19 protein-coding genes and 1 riboswitch are annotated in these 24040 nt (G+C 33.2%); of the genes, 2 read left to right on the top strand and 17 right to left on the bottom strand.

Annotation, left to right across the window (positions count from 1 at the left end; all coding sequences use genetic code 11):
• Positions 1-5: 5 nt before the first annotated feature.
• From FJV36_RS10010 to FJV36_RS09975, 8 genes are all read right to left on the bottom strand, one after another.
• Complete coding sequence (locus FJV36_RS10010) at positions 6-1121, bottom strand: efflux RND transporter periplasmic adaptor subunit (RefSeq protein WP_158729801.1); 1116 nt, start codon at positions 1119-1121, stop codon at positions 6-8.
• Positions 1122-1131: 10 nt separating this feature from the next.
• Complete coding sequence (locus tag FJV36_RS10005; protein WP_158729802.1) at positions 1132-5466, bottom strand: CusA/CzcA family heavy metal efflux RND transporter; 4335 nt, start codon at positions 5464-5466, stop codon at positions 1132-1134.
• A 66-nt stretch (positions 5467-5532) separates the two neighbouring features.
• Positions 5533-6918, bottom strand: coding sequence for a HAMP domain-containing sensor histidine kinase (locus FJV36_RS10000; RefSeq protein WP_158729803.1), 1386 nt, complete (start codon positions 6916-6918; stop codon positions 5533-5535).
• Between the two features lie 6 nt (positions 6919-6924).
• Positions 6925-7587: a response regulator transcription factor gene (locus FJV36_RS09995; RefSeq protein WP_158729804.1), complete on the bottom strand. Its 663-nt coding sequence runs from the start codon at positions 7585-7587 to the stop codon at positions 6925-6927.
• Positions 7588-7612: 25 nt separating this feature from the next.
• Complete coding sequence (locus FJV36_RS09990; protein ID WP_158729805.1) at positions 7613-8989, bottom strand: DUF3570 domain-containing protein; 1377 nt, start codon at positions 8987-8989, stop codon at positions 7613-7615.
• Positions 8990-9028: 39 nt separating this feature from the next.
• Entirely contained in the window at positions 9029-9241 is a 213-nt protein-coding gene (locus FJV36_RS09985) for a DUF4266 domain-containing protein (RefSeq protein WP_158729806.1), read from the bottom strand.
• A gap of 11 nt (positions 9242-9252) precedes the next feature.
• A complete protein-coding gene (locus FJV36_RS09980; protein ID WP_158729807.1) occupies positions 9253-10239 on the bottom strand; it encodes an FAD:protein FMN transferase in 987 nt (328 codons plus the stop codon).
• Positions 10236-10673 carry a thioredoxin family protein gene (locus tag FJV36_RS09975; RefSeq protein WP_158729808.1) on the bottom strand — a complete coding sequence of 146 codons (438 nt, stop codon included), beginning with the start codon at positions 10671-10673 and terminating at the stop codon, positions 10236-10238. Before FJV36_RS09975 ends, FJV36_RS09980 begins: the two co-directional genes overlap by 4 nt.
• A gap of 161 nt (positions 10674-10834) precedes the next feature.
• On the opposite strand from FJV36_RS09975, the gene FJV36_RS09970 reads away from it, so the two are divergent.
• Positions 10835-12934: an LTA synthase family protein gene (locus FJV36_RS09970; protein ID WP_158729809.1), complete on the top strand. Its 2100-nt coding sequence runs from the start codon at positions 10835-10837 to the stop codon at positions 12932-12934.
• Between the two features lie 59 nt (positions 12935-12993).
• Here FJV36_RS09970 and FJV36_RS09965 read toward each other — a convergent pair whose 3' ends face one another.
• The 6 genes from FJV36_RS09965 to FJV36_RS09940 all read right to left on the bottom strand — a co-directional run bounded on the left by FJV36_RS09965 (position 12994) and on the right by FJV36_RS09940 (position 20467).
• Positions 12994-13992 carry a zinc dependent phospholipase C family protein gene (locus FJV36_RS09965; protein WP_158729810.1) on the bottom strand — a complete coding sequence of 333 codons (999 nt, stop codon included), beginning with the start codon at positions 13990-13992 and terminating at the stop codon, positions 12994-12996.
• A gap of 140 nt (positions 13993-14132) precedes the next feature.
• Positions 14133-15023 carry a YeiH family protein gene (locus FJV36_RS09960; protein ID WP_158729811.1) on the bottom strand — a complete coding sequence of 297 codons (891 nt, stop codon included), beginning with the start codon at positions 15021-15023 and terminating at the stop codon, positions 14133-14135.
• A gap of 159 nt (positions 15024-15182) precedes the next feature.
• Positions 15183-16079 (bottom strand): LysR family transcriptional regulator, encoded by an 897-nt coding sequence (locus FJV36_RS09955; protein WP_158729812.1) that lies wholly within the window; start codon positions 16077-16079, stop codon positions 15183-15185.
• 12 nt (positions 16080-16091) lie between these two features.
• A complete protein-coding gene (locus FJV36_RS09950; protein WP_158729813.1) occupies positions 16092-18119 on the bottom strand; it encodes a hypothetical protein in 2028 nt (675 codons plus the stop codon).
• Between the two features lie 94 nt (positions 18120-18213).
• Entirely contained in the window at positions 18214-18960 is a 747-nt protein-coding gene (fabG, locus tag FJV36_RS09945) for a 3-oxoacyl-[acyl-carrier-protein] reductase (protein ID WP_158729814.1), read from the bottom strand.
• A 184-nt stretch (positions 18961-19144) separates the two neighbouring features.
• A complete protein-coding gene (locus tag FJV36_RS09940; protein WP_158729815.1) occupies positions 19145-20467 on the bottom strand; it encodes a Na+/H+ antiporter NhaC family protein in 1323 nt (440 codons plus the stop codon).
• Positions 20468-20521: 54 nt separating this feature from the next.
• Positions 20522-20618, bottom strand: a riboswitch (SAM-I-IV-variant riboswitch).
• A gap of 230 nt (positions 20619-20848) precedes the next feature.
• Between FJV36_RS09940 and FJV36_RS09935 the strand changes: the two genes are divergently transcribed.
• The gene (locus FJV36_RS09935; RefSeq protein WP_158729816.1) at positions 20849-22030 is read left to right on the top strand and encodes a cytochrome-c peroxidase; all 1182 of its coding nucleotides are present in this window, start codon (positions 20849-20851) and stop codon (positions 22028-22030) included.
• A gap of 55 nt (positions 22031-22085) precedes the next feature.
• Here FJV36_RS09935 and FJV36_RS09930 read toward each other — a convergent pair whose 3' ends face one another.
• From FJV36_RS09930 to FJV36_RS09920, 3 genes are all read right to left on the bottom strand, one after another.
• A complete protein-coding gene (locus FJV36_RS09930) occupies positions 22086-22508 on the bottom strand; it encodes a hypothetical protein (RefSeq protein WP_158729817.1) in 423 nt (140 codons plus the stop codon).
• 200 nt (positions 22509-22708) lie between these two features.
• Positions 22709-23581 carry a succinate--CoA ligase subunit alpha gene (gene sucD, locus FJV36_RS09925; protein ID WP_086454387.1) on the bottom strand — a complete coding sequence of 291 codons (873 nt, stop codon included), beginning with the start codon at positions 23579-23581 and terminating at the stop codon, positions 22709-22711.
• A gap of 96 nt (positions 23582-23677) precedes the next feature.
• The gene (locus FJV36_RS09920) at positions 23678-24040 is read right to left on the bottom strand and encodes a nuclear transport factor 2 family protein (RefSeq protein WP_158729818.1); all 363 of its coding nucleotides are present in this window, start codon (positions 24038-24040) and stop codon (positions 23678-23680) included.

The following is a 24040-nucleotide window of genomic DNA, read 5'->3' as shown; positions in this document are numbered from 1 at the left end:
TTTTATTAATTAACCAAATCAAAAACTCCTTTTGTTAATAGTCTTGAAGAAGCAGATATTGCTGTGTTTGGCAGTATTTCGACAAACTTTTCAGACTTCGAACCAACAGTAACACTTACTTTCTGGAACGAATACCCGTTTTTTTCATTCTTGACTAAAAGTACAAAATTTTTATTGTTTTCTGTCACCAATGCTTCAGCAGGAATCGCTAATCCTTTTTTAGAATCGATAATTATTTCAGATTCTACAAACATGCCTGTCAACAGTTTTTGTTTTATAGCATTGTCTAAATGTCCGTGAATATTAATCGTTCTGTCATTTCCTTCAATTGATTTTCCTACTAAATGTACTTCGGCATTAAAAACATCTTTGGATGCTTCGGGAACTTTAAACTGTATTTTTTGTCCAATTTTCACATTCAAAATATCTTTTTCAAAAACGGCTAATTCTAAATGCAAGTGATCCGTATCAACAATTTCTAAAATCACATCCGAAGGTGCTACATACATACCTACATTGGCATTCATAATCACAATATCACCCGTTATTGGAGAAAAAATGGTGATAGTTGAAGTCAAAATTCCTCTCTCCACATTTTTAGGATTAATGTTTAAAAGCAGTAATTTGGCACGTAAACTTTGATGCATTGCTTTGGCTCTTTTATACTCGCTTTCGGCCTTTAAGTAGTTTTTTTGAGAAGTAATTTTCTCATCGTATAAGGTTTTTTGGCGGTCGTATTCTGATTTCAAGAAATTTAGTTGCTCCGCTACTTCCATATACTCTTTTTGAATATCCAGAAATTCGGTGTTTTGCAAAGTCAACAAAGCTTGTCCTTTTGTGACTCTATTTCCAACCAAAAGCGTTGTCGATTTTACGTAACCGCCCATAAAAGTATTCACTTTAGCTCGGTTTTGCGGCGGCACGTCAATTTTTCCTGATGCTTTTACTGTAACATCAAAATCCTGTTCTGTTGGACTCGAAATCTCCATTCCCGAGGTTTTGAATTGAGTTTCAGATACTGTAATTAAACCGTTATCTTTTGGTTCTGTTTCTTCTGTTTTAGCTTCTTTGCAAGAAAATAAAAAAAGAGATAAAGTAATTATATAGAGTACGTTTTTCATTGGTAAAATTTTAAAAATTGAGGTATTGTAAATCTAATTGGGTTTGGTTGAATTGCAAAATAGTGTCTAAATAATCTACTTGAATGGTTGTGGCATTTTCTAGACTTTGGATGTATTGAAAGAAATCAATTTCACCATGTTTGTAGCTGTTGTTTCCCACCTTTATAATCTCATCCGATAATTTTTTACCGTATTGATTGTAGTAGTTTATTGCCTCCTGATGTTTTGCTAATTCATTCTTTTTTTGAGTGATGTACTTCTCTATTTTTGTGGTTTCATTTTGTTTTTGTTGTTCCCAACTTTGCAATTCAAGTTGTACTACTTTACTTTTTGCAACTTGTCCTGAGAATAAAATAGGTACAGCAACTCCCACTTGAAAGCCATACAATGACTGCGATAATCCATTATTTCTACCTTGAAAATAATCCACGTTAATATCCGGTAGCCAATGTTGTTTTTGCAACATAATTTGGTTTTTGTAATTAGAAGTAATACTTTCTAAATAAGCAGTATATAGTATTTTACTTGTTTCATCCATAGAAGACGCTAACGGTGTGATTTTATTACTTTTTACCACAATAGTTTCATCGGTTTGAAGTAAGGACTGCAACAGTTCGTATTGTGCTTTTTTGTCATTCTCAATTTGCGAAAGCTTGGTTCTTATTTGCCTAAACTTGGCTTGAGCCGTAATTTTTTCTAGATAATTTGTTTCTCCTAATTCAAAACGTCTGTCACTAGCTTTCGAGAAATTTTGATACAAACTGTCCAAATACTGATAGAGTTTTTCTTGATGTTGCAAATAAACAATGTGCTGATAGGATTTGGCTACAGCCAAAGAAAGTTTGTTTTTCTGAATTTCAAAATTTGCTTTTTCCTTTTCATATTCAGATGAAAATACTTTTTTCTGCGCCCCATAAACCGTTGGGAAAGCAAATCGTTGTTGAACGCCAAAAACACGCAAGGGCAGTTCATTCAGTGCCAAATTATTTTGATCGTAACTGTAATAAATATTGGTTTTATCAAAGGTATTGGCCGATTTGATATTGGCTTTAGCCTTCTCGACTTGCAATTGAGCCGCTTTAATTCCTTTATTATTTTGGATTGCTTTCGACATCAAACTATCCAATTCTGGATTAGTATTTTGTGAAAAAGCCAATGAAGAACTCAACAGTAAAAAAATGATAAAAGTAGCGCTTTGATGCTTTTTAAACTTTACTTTTTTGAAAGACTGACCCTCAAAAACTTTGTATAAAATAGGCAATACAATCATGGTTAAAATAGTTGCCGTAAACAATCCGCCAATGACAACCGTTGCCAAAGGTCGTTGCACCTCCGCTCCTGCAGAGGATGATATTGCCATCGGTAAAAATCCTAGTGCGGCAGCAGCTGCAGTCAATAATACCGGACGTAATCTATCTGTAGTTCCTTTCAAAATTAAAGCATCAATATCTTTCATTCCTTGATGTTTGAGTTCTTTAAAATGTTCGATGAGCACTATACCGTTTAAAACTGCGATCCCGAAAAGTGCAATAAAACCAACACCCGCTGAAATACTGAACGGCAAATCACGTATCCATAAAAACAAGATTCCACCCACTGCTGACAAAGGAATAGCTGAATAGACCATTAACGCTTCTTTTACCGAGCCAAATGCAAAATACAAAAGGATAAAAATCAAAAATAAAGCGATAGGAACTGCAATCATCAATCTGGCTTTGGCACTTTGTAAATTTTCAAATTGTCCACCATATTTCACGTAATAACCTGCTGGTAATTTGATTTTGTTTTTAACAATTTGCTGAATATCAGTAACTACACTTTGCAAATCTCGGTTCCTTACGTTGATTCCCACTACAATTCTTCTATTGGTATTATCTCTAGAAATTTTCGCAGGACCTTCAGTATATTCGATCGAAGCCAACTCGCGCAAAGGAATTTGTTCACCGTTAAGAGTTGGAACGTATAAATTTCGCAAATCTTCAATATCTCGTCGGTTTGTTTGATCCAAACGCACAACCATATCAAAACGTTTTTCGCCTTCGAAAACAGTTCCAACGGTTTTTCCGGCAAAGCCAAGTGCAATCATTTCGTTCAAATCGGCAATACTCAACCCATAACGGGCAATTTTAGAACGATCATAAACTACGGACATTTGTGGCAAGCCTTCTGTCTTTTCGATGATAATATCCGAAGCACCGTCTACTTTTGCAATTGCATTTTTTATTTCGTGTGCTTTTTGTGCCAAAACATCCAAGTCTTCGCCAAAAACTTTAACTGCCACATCAGATCGCGTTCCCGAAATTAATTCGTTGAAACGCATTTCTATCGGCTGCGTAAATTCGATTTCCATATTTGGAATTTGCGCTTCCAAAGCTTCTTTTATTTTATCTGCCAATTCATCTTTGGTGGAAGCCGAAGTCCATTCTGATTTGGGTTTCAATTTCACAATGACATCGCTTTCTTCCATAGACATGGGGTCAGTAGGTACTTCGGCAGCACCAATTCTACTCACAACCTGAGTAACTTCTGGAAAATTTTTAAGGATTATTTTTTCAATTTTTGTAGTTATTGCAATCGTCTTAGTCAATGACGTTCCTGTTTTTAAAACGGGCTGAATCACAAAATCACCCTCATCTAATGTTGGAATAAATTCTCCTCCCATGGTTGCAAAAAGACCCGCTGCCAGCACTAATAAGCTTAACGAGCCATATAAAACTTTTTTGGTATTGGCTATAGCCCAAGTAATAATAGGTAAATACCATGAATTCAACTTACGGATTAACCTGCTGGATAAGGAGTTTGGATTTTCCTCTTTTGGTTTTAAAAACAAAGAAGAAACGACGGGAACGTAGGTAAAACAAAAAATCATGGCGCCTAACAAAGCAAAACTAAACGTCATTGCCATTGGTTTAAACATTTTACCTTCGATTCCGGATAAGGATAGAATTGGAATAAAAACTATCAGAATAATCAACTGGCCAAAAATAGCCGAATTCATCATTTTGGAAGCGCTTTTATAAGTGATTTGGTCAATCTCTAGCTGGCGTTCTTCCTTACTAAGATTCCCTAAATGAGCAGATTTACTAGCAATTTGAAACGCAATAAATTCGACAATAATTACAGCGCCATCGATGATAATTCCAAAATCTATCGCACCTAAACTCATCAAATTGGCATCGATAGCAAATATATTCATAAACGAAATGGCAAACAACAAACATAACGGAATGACAGAAGCAACAACCAAGCCCGAACGCCAGTTTCCTAGCAATAGCACCACAACAAAAATTACGATTAAGCATCCCAAAATCAAGTTTTCGGCAACGGTGAACGTTGTTTTTCCTACTAATTCACTTCGTTCTAAAAATCCGTTTATGTAAACCCCTTCAGGCAGTGATTTTTGGATTTCGGCAACTCTATTCTTCACATCATCAATAACTTGTTTAGAGTTTCCTCCTTTGAGCATCATGACTTGTCCCAAAACTTTTTCACCTTCGCCATTGCCCGTGATCGCACCAAAACGATTGGCATGACCAAAACGAATCTGCGCTACATTTTTAATATAAACAGGCAGACCATTATTGTTTTGAACTACAATATTTCCAATATCTTCTAGTGAATTAACTTTACCTTCACCTCTGATAAAATAACTTTGATTTACTTTCTCGATGTAGGCTCCACCAGCAATACTGTTGTTTTTTTCCAAAGCGTTGAAAACATCCGAGGTAGTGATGTGCATCGCTTTTAAACTCGATGGACTAATTGCAATTTCATATTGTTTTAAAAATCCACCCCAAGTATTAATTTCTACAACACCTTTAATTCCAGATAACTGACGTTTTACCACCCAATCCTGAATGGTGCGTAAATCTGTTACGGAATAATTGTTTTTAAATTCTGGTTTTACTTCTAATGTATATTGGTAAATTTCACCAAGTCCGGTGGTAATTGGACCCATTTCTGGTGTTCCAAAACCTTGCGGAATTTTCTCAGAAGCGGTTTTGATTTTCTCAGCAATAAGTTGTCTTGGAAGATAGGTTCCTAAATTTTCATCAAAAACAATGGTGACTACAGACAAACCAAATTTAGAAATCGATCGAATTTCCTTTACTCCAGGCAAATTAGCCATTTCAATTTCAACAGGATAAGTAATAAATTGTTCAATATCTTGCGTAGAAAGGTTACGAGAAGTTGTGATTACCTGAACTTGGTTATTGGTCACATCTGGAACTGCACCGATCGAAATTTGGAAAACAGAAAAGAGACCAAATCCAAAAATTCCAAGGGTAAATAGTAAAACAATGAGTTTGTTTTTTAAACTGAAAGCAATTATTTTTTCAAGCATTAGTGATCTTTTTTATACCCCAAAAGTAAGATTGAAAGATAACAATTTCCTTAAGAACTACTTAAGTTATGCTTCAAATAATCTTAAAATAATAGTGGTTCCTATGTTTTCTTGACTAACAATTTTAATATCGATGTTGAGTAAAGTACATAGTCTTTTTACAATTGAAAGTCCTAGACCTGTGCCTTTAATCTCAGGATGACTACTCGATTGAGATCTGTAAAATTGATTAAAAATTTTATCCACATCTTCAGCAGGAATTCCTATCCCGGTATCACTAATTTGGCATTCAATTGTAGAGTTAACTTCTTTTAAAACTATTGTTAAGCTTCCATCTTGATGAGAATATTTTAAAGCATTCGAAATTAAATTATTAATTACAATCGAAAATAAATACCCATCTGTTTCTGTGTAATGTTCTGCAGCAAAATTGTTACTAACATTGATTTTCTTGCTTTGAATAATTGCTGAAAATCGAGAAATAGTATCTAAAAATAAGGCATTTAAATATACTTTTTCTGTTTTTAAAGTCTGTTTTTGATTTTCAAAACGAGCTAACAATAACAATTGATCTACTAAGTTATTTAAGCGGTTTACTTCGTTGACACAAAAGTTAATTTTCTCTGTGTACTCTTCATGTTCTCTAGGTTTTCTGATCAAAACTTCGAGTGTTCCTTTGATTACCGTTAATGGAGTTCTGAGTTCATGCGATGCATCAGAAGTGAATTGTTTTTCACGTTCTACAGCGGTTTCAATGCGGTCTAACAAATTGTTTATTGTTTGCGATAAAACATACAATTCATCCTGTTGCGGAGGTAGCGATATACGCGATGATAGATTGTCTTTTGTTATATCATTGGAGGTTGTTATAATAGAACTGATGGGCTTTATAAAGCGACCGGCAATAAAACGAGCGAGAAAAAAAAGGACTAATAAAATTAGAGGATAAGTAATAATCAATACTTTGGAGATATTATCAAGAACCATCGTAGCATCTTCAAGTGACATAGCAACGATTAAATATCCAATAATTTTAGATTTATTGTAAATAGGAACCTGCATTTGCCTGATGGCGCTATTGGCTAGAACATCGTCAAAAAGTACATTTGAAACATGCTTAGGGTCAAAAGATAAAGTCTTATTTTTAAGATTTGGTGACTTTTCAATTAATTTTCCTTCTTGATCAATAAACTGAATAAAAACAGGATTCACATCAAGTGTATTGTGTTCGCGTTCCTTCCACTCCTCTTTGTGAATTAAATGAAATGAATTGCCAACGATTTCAATTTCGCTCAAATGCTTATCTGCCTCACTATCAATATCAGTATTGACATGATTGTACACACTAAATTTTACGATCGAATAGATGATGCAAAACACCACAAAAATCAATAAAGCTGTGGTGACAATATAATTGAGAGCAATTCTATTTTTAAATGAAAGTTGTTGCATTTTTATTTAATCATTTGCGATATACCCTACTCCTCGCACAGTTTTTATATTGTCTTGTTCTAATTTTAAATTCAATTTTTTACGAATAGCATTCATAAAAACATCAATAACACCCGTATCATATTCAAAATGAATGTCCCAAACATCTTCAATAATTTGTGTTCTGGTACAAACTTTACCTTTATTTTTAATTAAGTAAGTCAGAAGCTCAAATTCGCGTTGTGTAAAAGCTACCTCCGTATCGTTTACTACTACCTTATGTTGAGCAATATCAATTGTTATGCTTCCCAATGTGAGTTTTGTAATCTCACCTTGATTCCTAAAATGGATCTTAATTCGCTCTAACAATTCATCAAAACTAAATGGTTTTTTAATGTAATCGTTTGCTCCTGCTTTCAACCCTTCAATAGTTTCTTGAACCGTATCTTTAGCAGTTAAAAAAATAATAGGAGTAGTATTGTTTTTCAACCGAATGGCTTTGCACAGCTCTAAACCTGTCATTTTTGGCAACATCCAATCTAATAAAATGAGGTCAAAATTTTCCTTTTGGATTTTCTCAAATGCAAGACTCCCATCAGCTGCGCTACTGACTGTGTAACCTTCTTCTTCTAATCCTTGTTTCAAAAACTGAATAATCCCAGCCTCATCCTCTACAATTAATAAGTGCATGTTTCTTTTTTTGTAAAATTAAGCTTTATTGCATTATAAATTTAAATGCAATGGTTGCAATATCAGCTGTAAGATTATCACTTCGTTTATAATGATTGAATCTAAAATCAATATTTTTTAGTCCAAATTTCCAAACTTTAGCAGCTGTAAAAATATCGGTATAATTCACTCCAAAACCATATTGATTGGCATCAAAAGTAGCTAAATCAGCGTCTGAAGTATAAAATTTTTCAGTAGACAAATGGATTTCGTATGGCGCATAATACTTAGACTGCGTTTGAGTATAATACCTATACATTGGAAAAACCGTAAACTTATCCGTCAGTTTTACCGGAACTTCAATACTCGCGGTATGCGATTGTATGTCCCAATTATCTGAATAATAGCGGTAATAGGTTCGCAAAGCAACACGTTCATTTACATAATAATTCAATCGTGCTCCAATTGGAAGTTTAAAACGAGTATCAGGCAATCGCTCAATATCATCGGCTAATTGATACGCTCCTTTATTGTTTTCATTGGTATAATTAGCAACAAATTGCGGCTGCCCTACATAAAAGTTCGCTTTATCAGCAAAATACATTCTGTGATACGGTGAGGATAAAAGTCCTTGTTGTTGCAACACATCAAAGAAAAACGAAACTTGTAATTTCTTGGTTAAAACCTGTGAAAATCCAAATGAAGCGGAAAAAGAATTCCTATTAACTGCCGTAACTGGCTTAAAAGCACTCGGTAAATAAGCCGTCGATGCTTGTCCGTTTTGATCCCAAATAGTTCTTCCATTAAAAATACCTTGGTTTAAAAAACCATTTCCATTACCATCAAAATCTGATAACTCTTTTGGGTAAATAGGTCTCCATTGGTCCAAGTATGCATTCACTTTTACGCTAAGTTCTGTGTTTTTTTCATTGAATAAACGTGCTACTCCACCACCTACACCTACAGAAGTGTAATCATACTCATTAGAAAAAGATACATCTCCGTTCCAAATAAGATCTCGTGAGTCACTACTATGACTGTAATTAACTACGATAGATGTAAGTTGATCGCTTTGGGACGCACCTGAGGAAGCTTGCCAAGGCGTGCCGTTTGTAGTGTCGTACGGATTTATATTACTCGAGGAAGCTGACGAGTAAGCTGAAATACCCAAATCAATAGTCAAGACATCGTCATCATTTAATGGCATTGCCACTACAATATTTGAAGCGACATCTGAAAGTTTTTCAGAACCAAGTCCTCCTGAAACAGCGGATCTTGAGCCATCTTGCGTATAATAACTTGCCAAAAAATCAACTTCGGTAGTTTCTAATACGCGCTTTTTAAACACAGGTTCCTTGGATGTATCTTGTGCAAATGCAGTTGCTGTTCCAATAAGCAAGAGTGCTATAATTTTTATCTTCATTTTAAATTGAATTGCTATTAAAGTCAACTATTTGCAATGTTAATTGCAACCACAACCACCACCCGATTTACCGCCATTGGCACCAGCTGAAGCTTCACGGTACACTTGAAAAGAAGTTTCATAACGCTCTGCCGTTCTCGCTGATAGTTTCATATCAGGATCGTTAATTTTTTCTTTTTCATATTCCTTTACGGAGCTACAAGATTGCAAAACGAACAATCCTACCAGTATTAATCCTAATTTCTTTTTCATCTCAGTACTATTTAATTGATTGCATTTTTGGTATCTATTCCTTTTGAAGAATGCACTTTACCCGTATCGTCTACAATGATGCACTCTACTCCTTTTATTTGATTGACTAAATCCAAACCTACATCAACTCCCAAAACAAAAATTCCTGTAGCTAAGGCATCTGCAATTTCTGTTTGCTTTGCAAAGACAGAAACACTAACAATTCCAGTGGCAGGATAACCCGTTCTTGGATCAATGATGTGTGAGTACCTTTTGCCATTAAAAACAACAAATTTCTCATAACTTCCTGAAGTCTCCACCGCGCTATCAGTAAGTGGAAAAGTGGCAAAAATTTTATTTTTATTTACAGGGTTTACAATTCCTACTGTCCATGGTTTTCCATCAGGTTGTTTTCCCCACGCATTGATATCTCCCGAAACATTTATGATTCCTGCCAAACACCCTTTGGAAAATAATAAACTTTTTATCTTATCGGCTATATATCCTTGTCCTATTCCTCCTAAACCTAACTTCATTCCTTCGAATTTCAGAAAAATTGTCTTCTCTTTAGGATCTAATATGATGTTTTGATATCCAATTTTTGCTACTGATTTTTTAATAGCTTCTTCAGTAGGCATCACTTTCATAGACCCATCAAACTTCCAAATTTTATCCATAGAAGCATAAGAAATATCAAAAGCTCCATTAGTTAACTTCGAAATTTTTATAGCTCTTTCGACCAATTCAAAAACTTCAGCATCGACTTTAACAGGTTTTATGCCCGCATTTTTATTGACTTGAGAAATTTGAGTAGTGGGAATCCAATCTGAGATTAAATTCTCAATTCGTTTTGATTCAGCTATAGCCAAATCAATATATTCGTTGGCAGCAATAGTATCTTTTGCAACAGCAGTAACCTCAAATGGGCTCCCTAACATAAACAATTTTCGTTTATGAATAATTTGTGACTGTGCCGAAAGACTACAAATAACTACTATTAAGAAGACTATTTTTTTCATTTTTGTTCGAAAGAATGAATCAATTGAATATATTCTTGTGGACTTACGTTCTTGTAACCACTAATTCCAAGTACTTTACCTGTTGGATTCAAAAGCAATACCAGCGGAAAATTCCCTGCTTTGTTATATTGTTCAGCTAACTTTTTATTGCTTTCAGTTAACTCTGCTGGTAATAAATTGGCTTTTTTCTTTGGAAAATCAGCTTTATAGATCACCCATTTTTGAGCAGATTCACTTTTAAACTCTTCCGATTGCCAGATGGTTTTGTCTAATTTTATGCAAGGAGCACACCAATCCGATCCTGAGAAAACTAAAAGTATATTTTTGTTTTCGGCAGCAGCTTGGGATTTTGCTTCTGTAAAAGATGTTTTCCAGCTTTGAGAAAAACCTATTGTTCCTATCATAAGGAATAAAACAATACTGCATTTTTTCATTTGAACTTGAATTTGAATTCTTTGTAAAATTATTTATTTTATTAATTACTAGTTTGTCTAACGGCTATTCTTAAGTTAATATTAATCTTATTACTAACATTAAGCAAATCTTAAAATAATACTACATTAATAAAAGTTACTTTTACGACAAAAAATAAAATATGAAGCTTTTTAAGATAACGTCGCCTTTCAACTATTTAGTATTGTTTTTTGTCAGTATTAGCTTTATAGTTCGGTTGATTTTATTTTTTCATCCAATTACTCAAACCTCCTTTACTGTTATTGAAACTTTTTCAATATTCATTTTAGGATTTCTATCGGATGCATTAATTTTTGTGCTCTTAAGTCTATTTTTATGGCTTTACCTTATATTTATATCAAATGCGAAATACTATTCCCCATACGGGTATGTAATTTTGGGATTCTTTGTAGCACTACTTTGCTACGTAGCTTTTGGAAATACTATTTTGAACGAATATGGTAGCGCGTTACCAAAAATTGCAATTGGTTTTCTTTCTATAAAAACCATATTTTTTGCACTTTTACTTTTTCTACCGAAATATCGCAATGCTAATCGGTTTTGGTTGTTCTCTTTTGTTATTTTACTTTATGTTCTGTTGATTTTGCAAAATGGGATTAGTGAATATTTCTTTTGGAATGAATTTGGTGTTCGATACAATTTTATTGCAGTCAATTATTTAATTTATACTAATGAAGTAATTGGTAACATCATGGAGTCTTATCCTGTTATTCCATTGTTTTCAGCTTTGTTTGCATTAGCAGGTATCATTACGTATTTCATTGTCCAAAAAACAAAAAGTTATATAGAAAACATTCCTACTTTTACACAAAAAATTAAAACATCAGGAATCTATCTCTTCCTTTTTGGTGTTGCATTGCTTGCTTTGCCTTATTTATCGACGAAAGAAAATTCGCGAAATGTCTTTGCTAATGAGCTACAAGCTAATGGTATTTATAAATTTTATTTTGCTTTCGTACATAGCGAATTGGATTACTTCAAATTTTATAAAACGATACCAACTCAAGAAGCATTTTCTCAGCTAAAACAACAAATTCCAAATATTACAGACAATAGCTCTTTACGAGACATTCAAAATGTAGCTGCTGAACAACATAAAAATGTTGTTTTAATCACGATTGAAAGTTACAGTGCCGAATTCATGAAAATGTATGGTAACGAAAATGGTATTACTCCCTTTTTAGATAGTTTGGCTACCAAAAGTTTGGTTTTCACCAATCTTTATGCGGCTGGAAATAGAACCGTAAGAGGCCTTGAAGCCGTAACCCTATGCTTTCCTCCTACTGCAGGCGAAAGTGTTGTGAAGCGCGAAGACAATAAAAATAAATTTTCAACAGGGAGCATTTTCAAGCAAAAGGGATATGTAGTTAAATTCATGTATGGAGGTGATGCTTTTTTTGATAATATGGAGGATTTTTTCACAGGCAATGGCTATGACATTGTAGATAAAAAAACATTTGAACCCAGCGAAATTACGTTTGCCAATATTTGGGGTGTTTGTGACGAAGATATGTATCACAAAGCAATTAACGTAATGAATCAAGAAGCAAAAACAGGGCAACCGTTTTTCAATCATATCATGACTGTTAGCAATCACAGACCTTTTACGTATCCGAATGGTAAAATTGACATTCCTGGCGATGCTAAATCTCGTGATGGCGGGGTGAAGTATACGGATTATGCTATGCGCAAATTTTTTGCAATGGCACAAAAAAAGCCATGGTTTAGCAACACCGTTTTTGTGATTGTAGCTGATCATTGTGCATCAAGTGCAGGAAAAACAGAATTACCGGTTGATAAATACCGTATTCCAGCTATGATTTACAGTCCTGGTTTTATTGCACCAGCTCAATACACTAACCTAATGTCACAAATAGATGTTATGCCTACCCTTTTTGGTCTTCTTAATTTTGATTACCAAAGTAAATTTTATGGACAAGACGTACTAAAAGCAGACTACAAGCCGAGAGCTTTGATTGCTACGTATCAAGATTTAGGATTAATAAAGGATAACGTTTTAACCATTATTTCACCAAAACAGAAGGTCAAACAATTTGAATTGCATTTAAAACCAGATCAAAAAGTAGCTCCAATTTTTCAAATTTATTACGATCAATTTCCAATAAAGAAAGAGAGAACAGATCTAGTGAAAGAAACAATTTCCTTTTACCAATCGGCATCAGATATGCTTAAGAATAAAAGGTATCAAAAAATAAATTAATACAAAAAAAAGCGGGTGAAACATAAGTCTCACCCGCTTTTTTTTAAGTTATTATGGCTTTATTCTTTATCGCTTGTTAGTCCAAAAAGATCCCCTTTCAAGTACGTTTTCATGTCTTTTTTTAGCAATTTGCTATTTCTTTTAGTCAATTCTGGAGTATCTAAACCACTCAAATCAGGTTTTCCTGCATTTACCCAAGCTGTATACCAAAAACTTGCTGTGACGGTTATGGCCTTTCTCATTTGCTTTTCAACCATACCATTCATATCAGCATGCAATTGTTTTGCATATTCATCGGAATAGAGGGTTCCTCCGTATTTATTTTTTACTATTTCACCAGCAGCATCAGTGACAAAAATTTTGTTTTCAGCCGTAGCAGTTCTTAATTTTTTATCAATGGCTAATAACGGCTCTACTAAGCTGTGCGTATCAAAAATCAAATCCCAAGTTGCTTTCTCCACATTTTCTAAATAAACACCTTGAGGAACATTGAATTTATAATCCTTGGCAAACAACTCCGGTAAACGACTTTCCCACAAAGAGTGAATTCCTTTTTGGTTTGTATTTTGACCGTCATGATTGTCTGAAGTATGCAAAGGCATGTGACCATCTGCTATGTAATGCCCTAAATCACCTGCAATAAAAAGGATTTCGTTTTTTCTCTTTTCTTTGAAAGCCTTTGTTAATTTTACCATTAAATCTTGAATGTGCCAAGGTAAGATTCCATTTTTGGTTAAAAACTTTTCGTCATATTTTGCTTTAGCTTCTTCCATTGTTTTAGGAAAAGAAGCTGCATCACCAAAGTTTTCCATATCAAAATAATGACGTGGTGGTTCCATTTTATCATTCAAAACATTGCGTCTTAAATCTGGAACTGTTGATTCCTGAGTAATAAAATCAATATGATTGTAAAAGAAAGTCTGCAGTGGTTTAGGCAATGCCATAACAGCTGCTCTGTTGATACGCTCATGACCAATTACGCCCCATGAAATTAAAAAAAAAGCAACTCCAACTGACGATAATGCAATAAATGTAGATTTAAATTTAAATTTTTTCATTAAATGTTATTTTTTTAGAAAAGCAAATGTATTTCATTAATTTGTGATAATAAAGAAAAACATTTTGAGATTATGTTAAAACGTTTCTAAATAATTTTTTGATTGAACTATAATAATTATCTAAATGTTTATTTTTAAACTTAAAACAAAACAATCCATATAAAAGTAAAACTCGCAATACAAACCCAAAGTATTATTCCTTGTACAAGTGGTCTAAATCCAACTGATTTTAAAACCTTTCTATTTAAACCTGCTCCAATCAAAAATAAAGTAATCGTTAGTCCTATTTTAGAAACGGAAACCAATTGCGGTACAAAAATCTGTACTTGTGGTAAATAAGTATTGGCAACTAGCGCCAAAATAAAGAATCCTATAAAGTATGGAATTTTCACTTTACCCGATTTGTTTTTAAATACAAAAGCCGTGAATAAAGCAACTGGAATAATCCACAATGCCCGAGCTAATTTTACGGTTGTCGCAATTTGCAAAGCCTCAGGACCATATTTACTAGCTGCTCCAATAACAGAACTAGTATCATGTATTGCGATGGCACACCACATTCCAAAATCACTTTGAGATACTTTAAAATAATGACCGATAGCCGGAAACAGAAATAAAGCAACCGAATTTAATATGAATATGACTCCTAAAGATACTGAGGTTTGTTTTTCGTCAGATTTGATTACTGGTGAAATTGCTGCTATAGCACTACCACCACAAATTGCAGTTCCACAAGAAATCAAATGAGATGTTTTACTTTCAACTTTAAACCATTTACCCAACAAAGTTCCTAAAATCAACGTACTGACAATTGAAATAATGGTAAATAAAAAGCCTTCCTTTCCTGCGGCCATTGCGCTTTGAACATTCATACCAAAACCTAAACCAACAACAGAAAATTGCAATAAGTAATTGGTAGCTTTTTGATTCCATTCTAAAAAAGGATGCCCAAATACATTAGCTACAATCAATCCTAATCCTAAAGCAATTGGAGGAGAAACAAAAACGGTGGTACAAAGTAAAAGCAACATTACAAAAAAAAGTTGTTGTATAAGTTTACTTTCGCTAAAAAATAAATAGGATTGTTTATGAATATCTTTATAAGGAGTTTCCAATGTAAAGTTGTTGAATTAGTACTTTACAAAGGTGCGTACATTAATCTAAAAGCACCAATTGCAAATTATAATCTACTATAACTTTAAATTATAATGGTTCGAAATATTTTGAATAAACAATTCAGACAAAGAATCTGTTTTTCCTTGTAATGTAATGATATAAAAATAACGTTCTATTACTAAGTCTTTAATATCTAGAATAGCCAATTCATTGTTTTGAAGCTCTTTTTGCACCGCATGAATTGACATAAAAGCAACACAATTGGAATTCATTAAATATGACTTTATACTTTCAGTACTTCCCAATTGCATTTCTACTTGTAAATCAGAACCTTTAATTTCAAAAGGTTTTAAAGCATGCTCAATTACTTCAAGTGTTCCTGAACCTTGTTCACGTATTAAAAATTGCATTTTTTTAAGGTCAGTTAGCTCAATCTCATCTTGTTGCACCAGCGGATTGGAGCTATTACAAACTAACACCAATTCATCTTTTAAAAATGGTATGTATTTTATTAATTTATTTTTAGACTGCCCTTCTACAATGCCCATTTCAATTTCTTGCTGTGCCAATGCATGCTCAATTTGTTCCGTATTGCCGTTTAACAAACTCACTTTGACGTCCTGCAGTTTTAAATGAAATTTAGCTAATAATGGCGGAATAATATATTGTGAAATTGTTGTACTCGCACCTAATCGTAGTAATCCTGAACGCTGGTTAATCAGCGTACTCATGTCAAAATCGATCTCGCGATACATTTCAAAAATATTTTTGGCATGTTTTAACAATACAGTTCCGGCGTGTGTCAAAGCAATTTTAGAACCATTTCTGTCAAATAATTTAATTCCGTATTGTTCTTCTAACTCTTGTATGTGCTTTGAAATGGCAGGTTGAGTGATAAACAATTCAGTTGCGGCTTTGGTAAAACTCAATCGATTGGCAACTGTATAAAAAACTTTTAGTCTAAAATCCATAATAAATCTGAATTATAGTAAACCATTGTATTTACGTACAAACCATTCTGTAGCAAGTGAAATAGCAATAATTATGAGTAACCAAATCCAGTCTATTAATGGTGTTTTAACACTATTGCTTTTTTGAATCGCTTTGTATTCTTGACTATCTAGTAGGGTTTTTATTAATTGTTCTTCTTCATTTGCAAAAAATACTTTTCCGCTAGTATGAGTTGCTAATTGGCTTAGTTTTTCAACATCTGAATTTACAAATTGCTTTTCAATATCAAAATCTAAAATTTCAAAACTACCTGTATAAGATGTTTTGGAATTCAACTCTTGAACTGTAAAATCATAAGATCCCGCCTTTAAACCATCAAGATTGACTTTAAAAGTATTGTTTCCTTTAACTAAATCGTAATTTTTAGTTTGCTTATTGCTTTTGTTTTTTAACGAAATAGATAGTCGAGCTTTTTCATCAAATTCATAATTTTTATTAAAAAACTGAGCTGTTATCTCAATAGGTTCTCCTGAGTTGTAAAAACGTTCATGCTCAACCACCAGTGATTTTTTGGAATTGTTTGAAGCTAGAAACTGAATAATTTTATCAAGAAAACCATCGTACTTTTCAAAAGATTTATGAGTTACATGAGACTGTAGACGCCATTTCCAGCTATTCTCTCCCATTAAAAAAGCATTTCTACCAGATTGACTTTCTGCAAAAACAAGTAAAGGCATTTGCGTATCAATTGCTCTAATTCTTGACGACAACAGTGCGGTAACACCAGCATTTGTCGTTATAGTGCCAAATGGATTTTGAATAGGAGGGAAATTTTCAAAGCCAATGTTTTCAGCAGCAAACAAATTAAATTGATTGTTAAAAACAGGTAAATAATCCTCTTTTTGTCCGCTCATTTTAAAATTAAGAGAATTTTGCTGATTGTTCAAAAAATTAAAATCCGTACTATTACCAGTGATAATAAAGCTGTTGATTTTCAATTTTGTATTGGCATCAAAAACTGATTTAAACTCTGAATTAGGTTGATACAAAATCAAAACCGAATATGGTGTTAAATCTTTAATATCGTTAGGTTTAACAACAGTAACTTTACGCTGTACATTAGATTCTATTGCTCGTTTTAAAGCTCCTAAATCCGGATGATTTATTGCAGATACTATTGCAATATTTGTTTTTTGATCTATAACATCAACTGCGAAATTCTTTACATTATTAAAAGTATTTCTTTCTTTTACTTTTGAAGAAATTGTCGCTTTATAAAGTTGAAGTCCGATTTTATCTGCAGGTAAAAACAACGTTAGGGATTGTGTTCGTTTTGAAGGAGAAAAACGCATGCTTTGCTTATTCAAAATAGTTTTCCCTTGAGACAATGAAAAATCAGCTTCCATAGTTTTGGAACCTGAATACTGTAAAAATACTTCTACTGGAAATTTATTTTTATGAAAAGCATACTTATTAACATTCAACTGATTGATTTTAAAATCAAGATAAGTAACAGTATCACCTACTACAAGAGGAAATACTCTATTTGATGGATCAAAACTATAAACATAGTCGTTACCTGATGTTTGATTTCCATCAGTAATCAAAACCGTTGGAAAAACTGTATTTTTAAATATACTTTTTAGATTGTTCGCTACAAGATCAATATTGGTTTGACTTCCTTTAAAATCAATTGTTGACAAAGGACTAAAATCCTCAGAAAATTGAAAAACTTGAACATCAAATTTATCATTCAAAGCCGTATTGCTCTGAATATTTTGGAGAATTTCTTTGGTTTTCTTTTCATTTTTAAGAAAAGCTATAGAACTTGAATTATCAACCACAACAGCAAGAGGCGTCTTTGTGATGACTAAATTATCCCGAGTTATTATTGGATTTAGCAATAATAAAAAAAGACAAAAAATAGAGGTAAATCGAAAAAAAGCTAAAAACAAACTCAATTTTGACTTGTTTTTAGCTTTATATAAATATTGAAAATATGACAATACGCCCGCTATTAATAATGATAAAACTAATAGTAGCAAGGTAGATGTTGTCATATAGTGTTTATTAAAATATTTTAAATTTGAAAACTTAAATGTAATCTAGAATTCAATAAAAGTGTAGAATGAATTAAATACTCATTTCGCAAACCTAAGTAAGCATTCCTCCACAAACATTCAATACTTGCCCTGTAACATAAGCACTCATATCAGATGCAAAGAAAAGACAAGCGTTAGCCACATCTTCTGTAGATCCACCTCTTTTTAACGGAATTCCATCTCTCCAACCTTTTACCACATCTTCGTTTAATTTGGCAGTCATTTCAGTTTCAATAAATCCAGGAGCGATTACGTTACAACGAATATTACGAGATCCTAATTCCAGTGCTACAGACTTTGAAAAACCAATAACTCCAGCCTTAGATGCTGCATAATTAGTTTGTCCTGCATTACCTTTTACTCCTACCACTGAACTCATATTGATAATTGATCCCGAACGTTGCTTTAAAAAAGTACGTTGAATCGCTTTTGTCATATTAAAAACCGATTTCAAATTCACATCCATCACGTTGTCAAAATCTTCTTCGGACATACGCATCAATAAATTATCTTTTGTGATTCCAGCGTTATTAATTAAAATATCAACCGTTCCGAAGTCTGCCAAAACAGCATCCACAAATGTTTGCGCTTCGTTAAAATCTGCAGCGTTTGATTGGTATCCTTTAGCTTTAATACCTAAAGCGTTTAACTCATTTTCTAAAGCCATCGCAGATTCTACTGATGAACTATATGTAAAAGCAACATTGGCTCCATGTTTAGCAAAAACCTCTGCAATCCCTTTTCCAATTCCGCGACTTGCGCCTGTGATAATGGCAACTTTTCCTTCTAGTAATTTCATATTCAAAAATTAGTTTATTTTTTATTTGAAGCTATTCCTGCTATTCACTGCAATCTTTTAGGTCCGCTGTCGCGTACCCAAAAGGATTTCCGTTGCTATCAGGGCTAAAAACGACTTGCCAAATATATACTATTTCCTTTTTTAAAAAAAATTTAGCTTTGATTATGAACAATAATTTTTACAATTAAACCTTCAAAAAACGATATGCTAGTTTATCCCAAAAAGCAGCATAAATAGCAATCAATGTAAATACTAGCAAAAACAAATGATACCATGCATTACTTAAAATATCTATAAAATTTAATTTACCATTTGCATAGTTTAATATCAACAATATCTGAGCACCATATGGCAATATCCCTTGTATTACACATGAAAAAATATCTAAAATGGTAGCCGATTTTTTAGCACTTAATCCATATTCATCATTAATTTCCTTTGCTATGGGCCCCGTAATAACAATAGAAACCGTATTATTTGCAATAGCTAAATTTGCAAAACCTACTAAAACTCCAATTCCTGTTTGTGCTGATTTTTTACTTTTAATTCTTTTCTTTATCTGATTTAAAACCCATGTTATACCACCAGCCCTGTCCACCATAGCTGCTAATCCACCTGTAAGCATTGAAAGTAGAAAAATATCGGTCATGCTCGTAAATCCTTCATAAATTTTCTGAGTAAACTCCATTACTGTAAAAGAATCATTATAAAAACCAATAAAACCCGCAATTACAGTACCTAATAGTAAAGTGTAAAAAACGTTTACACCTACAACTGCTAAAATTATCACTAAAACATAAGGTAAGATAGCCCATAATGAATAATCACTTTTTGCAATATCCACAGAAACAACATCTGAATTAAATCCCAAATAAAAGAAAATTAAAATAGTTACAATTGCCGCCGGAAGCGCGATAAACAAATTAATCTTAAACTTATCTTTTAAATCACAACCTAGAGATTGAGTGGCAGCGATGGTAGTGTCTGATATCATTGATAAATTATCTCCTAACATAGAGCCACCAAGTAAAGCACCTGCTATCAATGGCATAGAAGCACCACTTTTATCAGCAAGTGATATAGCAATAGGTCCTATTGCAACTATAGCTCCAACAGAAGTACCTGTAGCAGTTGATAAAAACGAGGCTATTAAGAAAATTCCCAATGGAAAATACGCTACATCAATGGTATTAATACCTAGGTTCACAACTGCATCAACTCCACCCATGGCTTTACTCACCACAGCAAAAGCGCCTGCAAATAAATAAATCAAACACATGGTTATAATTTTACTATCACCACAACCAGCAATTAAAGTATCAACTTTATCTTCTGTACTGTTTTTAAATAAAATAAAAGCAGCAACAATGCCTACCAAAACAGCAACAGGAGAAGGAAAAGCATAAAAATCATTAAGCAAAATACCTGCTCCTAAAAAAGTAAAAATAAAAATAAATAGCGGAATCAATGCAAAAGGATTTCCAGATTCCTTAGTAAACTTTGTCATAAAAATAATTTTAAATTAAGTGTTATGACGAAAAACAAAGCTGGTATTGGGAATGTAAACAACATTTTTTCCAAAAGATTTGGCTTATCGTTTTAGCACCTTGCTTGTTGTTGCAGGTTGCTATCCTATTGAAGGATTCGTGATAACGGGTGCAAAAGTAATTAATATTTTATGATAAACTAAACAAACACTTTAAAATTTAAAATATTATGCAATATTTAACAAATAGAACTTTATTAACAAGTTAAAACATTATATACAAAAAAAAAGAGTTATTAAATTAAATACCATTGCTAATTAAACTATTTTTGATAAACATAGTCTAAATATTATCACAATTTAACATACAATATATATAATATTAACATTAACACAATCATTATGAAAAAATTCCTATCATTAATCGGCTGTATTTTAGTTCTAAGTTGTAGTAAAAATGATGATGCTAATGAATATGTAGCAATCGATCCGTATCCTAATATTACCACAACATTTACCGGCAAAATAAATGTTAACAAACTGGATAATTATGCTAACCAAACGATTCCTAGCTACATTGCAAAAGATAATACAGCTGGGAATACTATAACAGACAAAGGTGCTACTTTAGGTCGGGTCTTATTTTATGATAAGAATCTGTCATCAAAAAACACCATCTCCTGCTCCTCTTGTCACATTCAAGCAAATGCTTTTGGAGATGTTGCAGCAGCTAGTATAGGAGTAAACGGAACAACTAGTAAACACTCTATGAGATTAATAAATACCAGATTTTCAAATGAAAATAAATTCTTTTGGGACGAGAGAGCGGCAACTTTAGAGAATCAAGTAACCCAACCTATTCAAGACCATATTGAAATGGGTTTTAGTGGTACATTAGGCGATGGCAACTTTACTACATTAATTACTAAACTACAAAACATAGGGTATTATAAAGAATTGTTCAAGTTTGTATACGGATCTGAAGATATTACTGAAAATAAAATTCAGTTAGCTTTATCACAATTTGTAAGAAGCATTCAATCATTCGATGCAAAATATGATGCTGGTCGCGCCCTTGTTGCAAATGACAACCAACAGTTTCCTAATTTCACGGCTCAAGAAAACCAAGGTAAAAATTTATTTTTAACACCGCCTGTTTTTGACGCTACCGGAAATAGAACAGCAGGAGGTGTAGGTTGTGCAGCTTGCCATCAAGCTCCTGAATTTAGTATTGATCCAAATAGCAGAAACAACGGCATAATTGGTATTCTAAATGGAAATGGAATTGATATTAGAAACACTAAATCACCATCACTTAGAGACTTGGTAAAAGCAGATGGAAGTACAAATGGCGCCTTCATGCATACCGCAAATTTGAATACGCTTCAAAATGTAATTGGCCATTACGGCACAATAAACCTAGCTACTGGAAACACGAATCTAGACCCAAGGTTAAGGCCAAATGGTTTTGGTCAAAAATTAAATTTAAATGCCTCAGAAGTAGACGCTTTAATCGCCTTTCTAAAAACCTTAACTGGAACAAATGTCTATGTAGATACAAAATGGTCAACACCTTTTAAATAACAAAAAAGTCCCCAAATCTACATTTGGGGACTTATAATTTTTAATCAATATGAACTTAAAAAGCTACATTCCATCTTGGTAATTTTCCATTTTCATCAAAGAAATTTTGTAAAATTACACCTTCAACTGCAGTTGGAATTCCTTTTGTGTCTGTATTAAATGTTTCATACCAAACAACTTCAAGTGTGGTAATGTCTTCAATTTTCATTTGTGCTGGCCAAGAATATTTTCTTCCCGTTTTAGCAAATTGATGCCCCTCTACAATCTTGTCATAAAGCCCGCCATTTTTTGCTTTTAAAGCACCATTATTTTGAACAGTTCCTGTAGAACCTACCATAATCAACTCTTTTGAATCACCTATGGCATACACTAAAAACACACCTGATCCATCCGAAGCATTGCAAACTTCAGCAAGACTATCTTCAATTGTGAAAGAAAATTGATTGGTAACTTTGAATTTTTCTAATTCTTTGTACATATATAATATTTATTAGGAACTGGCCATGAACATTACTCTACATGTTGTAGAACAAACCATAACAAGTTCATTTGCGTTTTATTGATTTCACTGTAAAATCAGATTTTCAATAAAGTGCAAAGGTATTTTTTTTAATTCTATTTATCATAAAAAAGCCTCACAAATTGTGAGGCTTTAATACTATTTAGAAAAAGCTTAGATTATCCTAAAACTTCTTTTACTTTTTTACCAATTTCAGCTGGTGAATCCACAACGTGAATACCACATTCTCTCATGATTTGTTTTTTAGCCTCAGCTGTATCGTCAGATCCACCAACAATTGCACCTGCATGCCCCATTGTACGTCCTGCTGGAGCAGTAACTCCTGCAATGAAACCTACAACTGGCTTACGGTTTCCATCCGCTTTGATCCATTTTGCAGCATCAGCTTCAAGTTGACCACCAATTTCACCTATCATTACGATACATTCAGTCTCTGGATCATTCATTAACAATTCAACAGCTTCTTTTGTAGTTGTTCCAATGATTGGATCTCCACCAATACCGATAGCAGTTGTTATTCCTAAGCCTTGTTTTACAACTTGATCCGCAGCCTCATACGTTAAAGTTCCTGATTTAGAAACTATCCCTACAGTTCCTTTTTTGAAAACAAAACCTGGCATAATCCCTACTTTAGCTTCACCTGGAGTAATAATTCCAGGACAGTTAGGTCCTATTAATCTTGCATTTCTTTCTTTTACATAACTGTTAGCTTTTATCATATCAGCAACAGGAATTCCTTCGGTAATTGCAATGATTACTTTAATTCCAGCATCTGCAGCTTCCATTATAGCATCAGCAGCAAAAGCTGGTGGTACAAAAATGATAGTTGTATCAGCACCTGCTTGGTCTACAGCATCTTTTACAGTATTAAATACAGGTCTATCTAAGTGACTTGTTCCTCCTTTACCAGGAGTCACACCACCTACAACATTGGTACCATACTCAATCATTTGAGAAGCATGGAAAGTACCTTCACTTCCTGTAAAACCTTGAACAATTATTTTGGAATCTTTGTTAACTAAAACACTCATGATATATTATTTATGTAGTTTTTAAAATCGTTATGCAAAAGTATAAAATACTAATCAGTAATTGGTATTCAAAAATATTTTTTTTGACACTAAATATTACGATAATTGGCTCATTTGATAACCTCGATATAATTTTTCGTCTTTGATTTGCCAAAACACAATAAAATGTGCCAATAGCATTTCCTCTCTGGGATTTTCAATCGTTTTTACAAAATGTGAATAACGTACTGAAACCATATCATTTTCGGCTAGAATGTTACTAATTCTTACCTTTGAACGAACGTATGCCTTGCCCAAGTCATCAGAAATATCAATCAAAGCATTGTAATCTAATTCTAGAAAACCTTTACTGCTGTTCCATTCAACAATTACTTCAGGATGCAAAAAATGTTTAATAGAAGTGCTATCTATCAAAGCATCTGATTTATAAAAATTCTGAACTATTTCTTTGGCAGACAT

This window comes from Flavobacterium sp. I-STPP5a (assembly GCF_009764685.1).
Classification (GTDB): domain Bacteria; phylum Bacteroidota; class Bacteroidia; order Flavobacteriales; family Flavobacteriaceae; genus Flavobacterium.
Note: the sequence above shows the minus strand (reverse complement) of the source record. Positions and strands in the feature narration are given on the sequence as shown.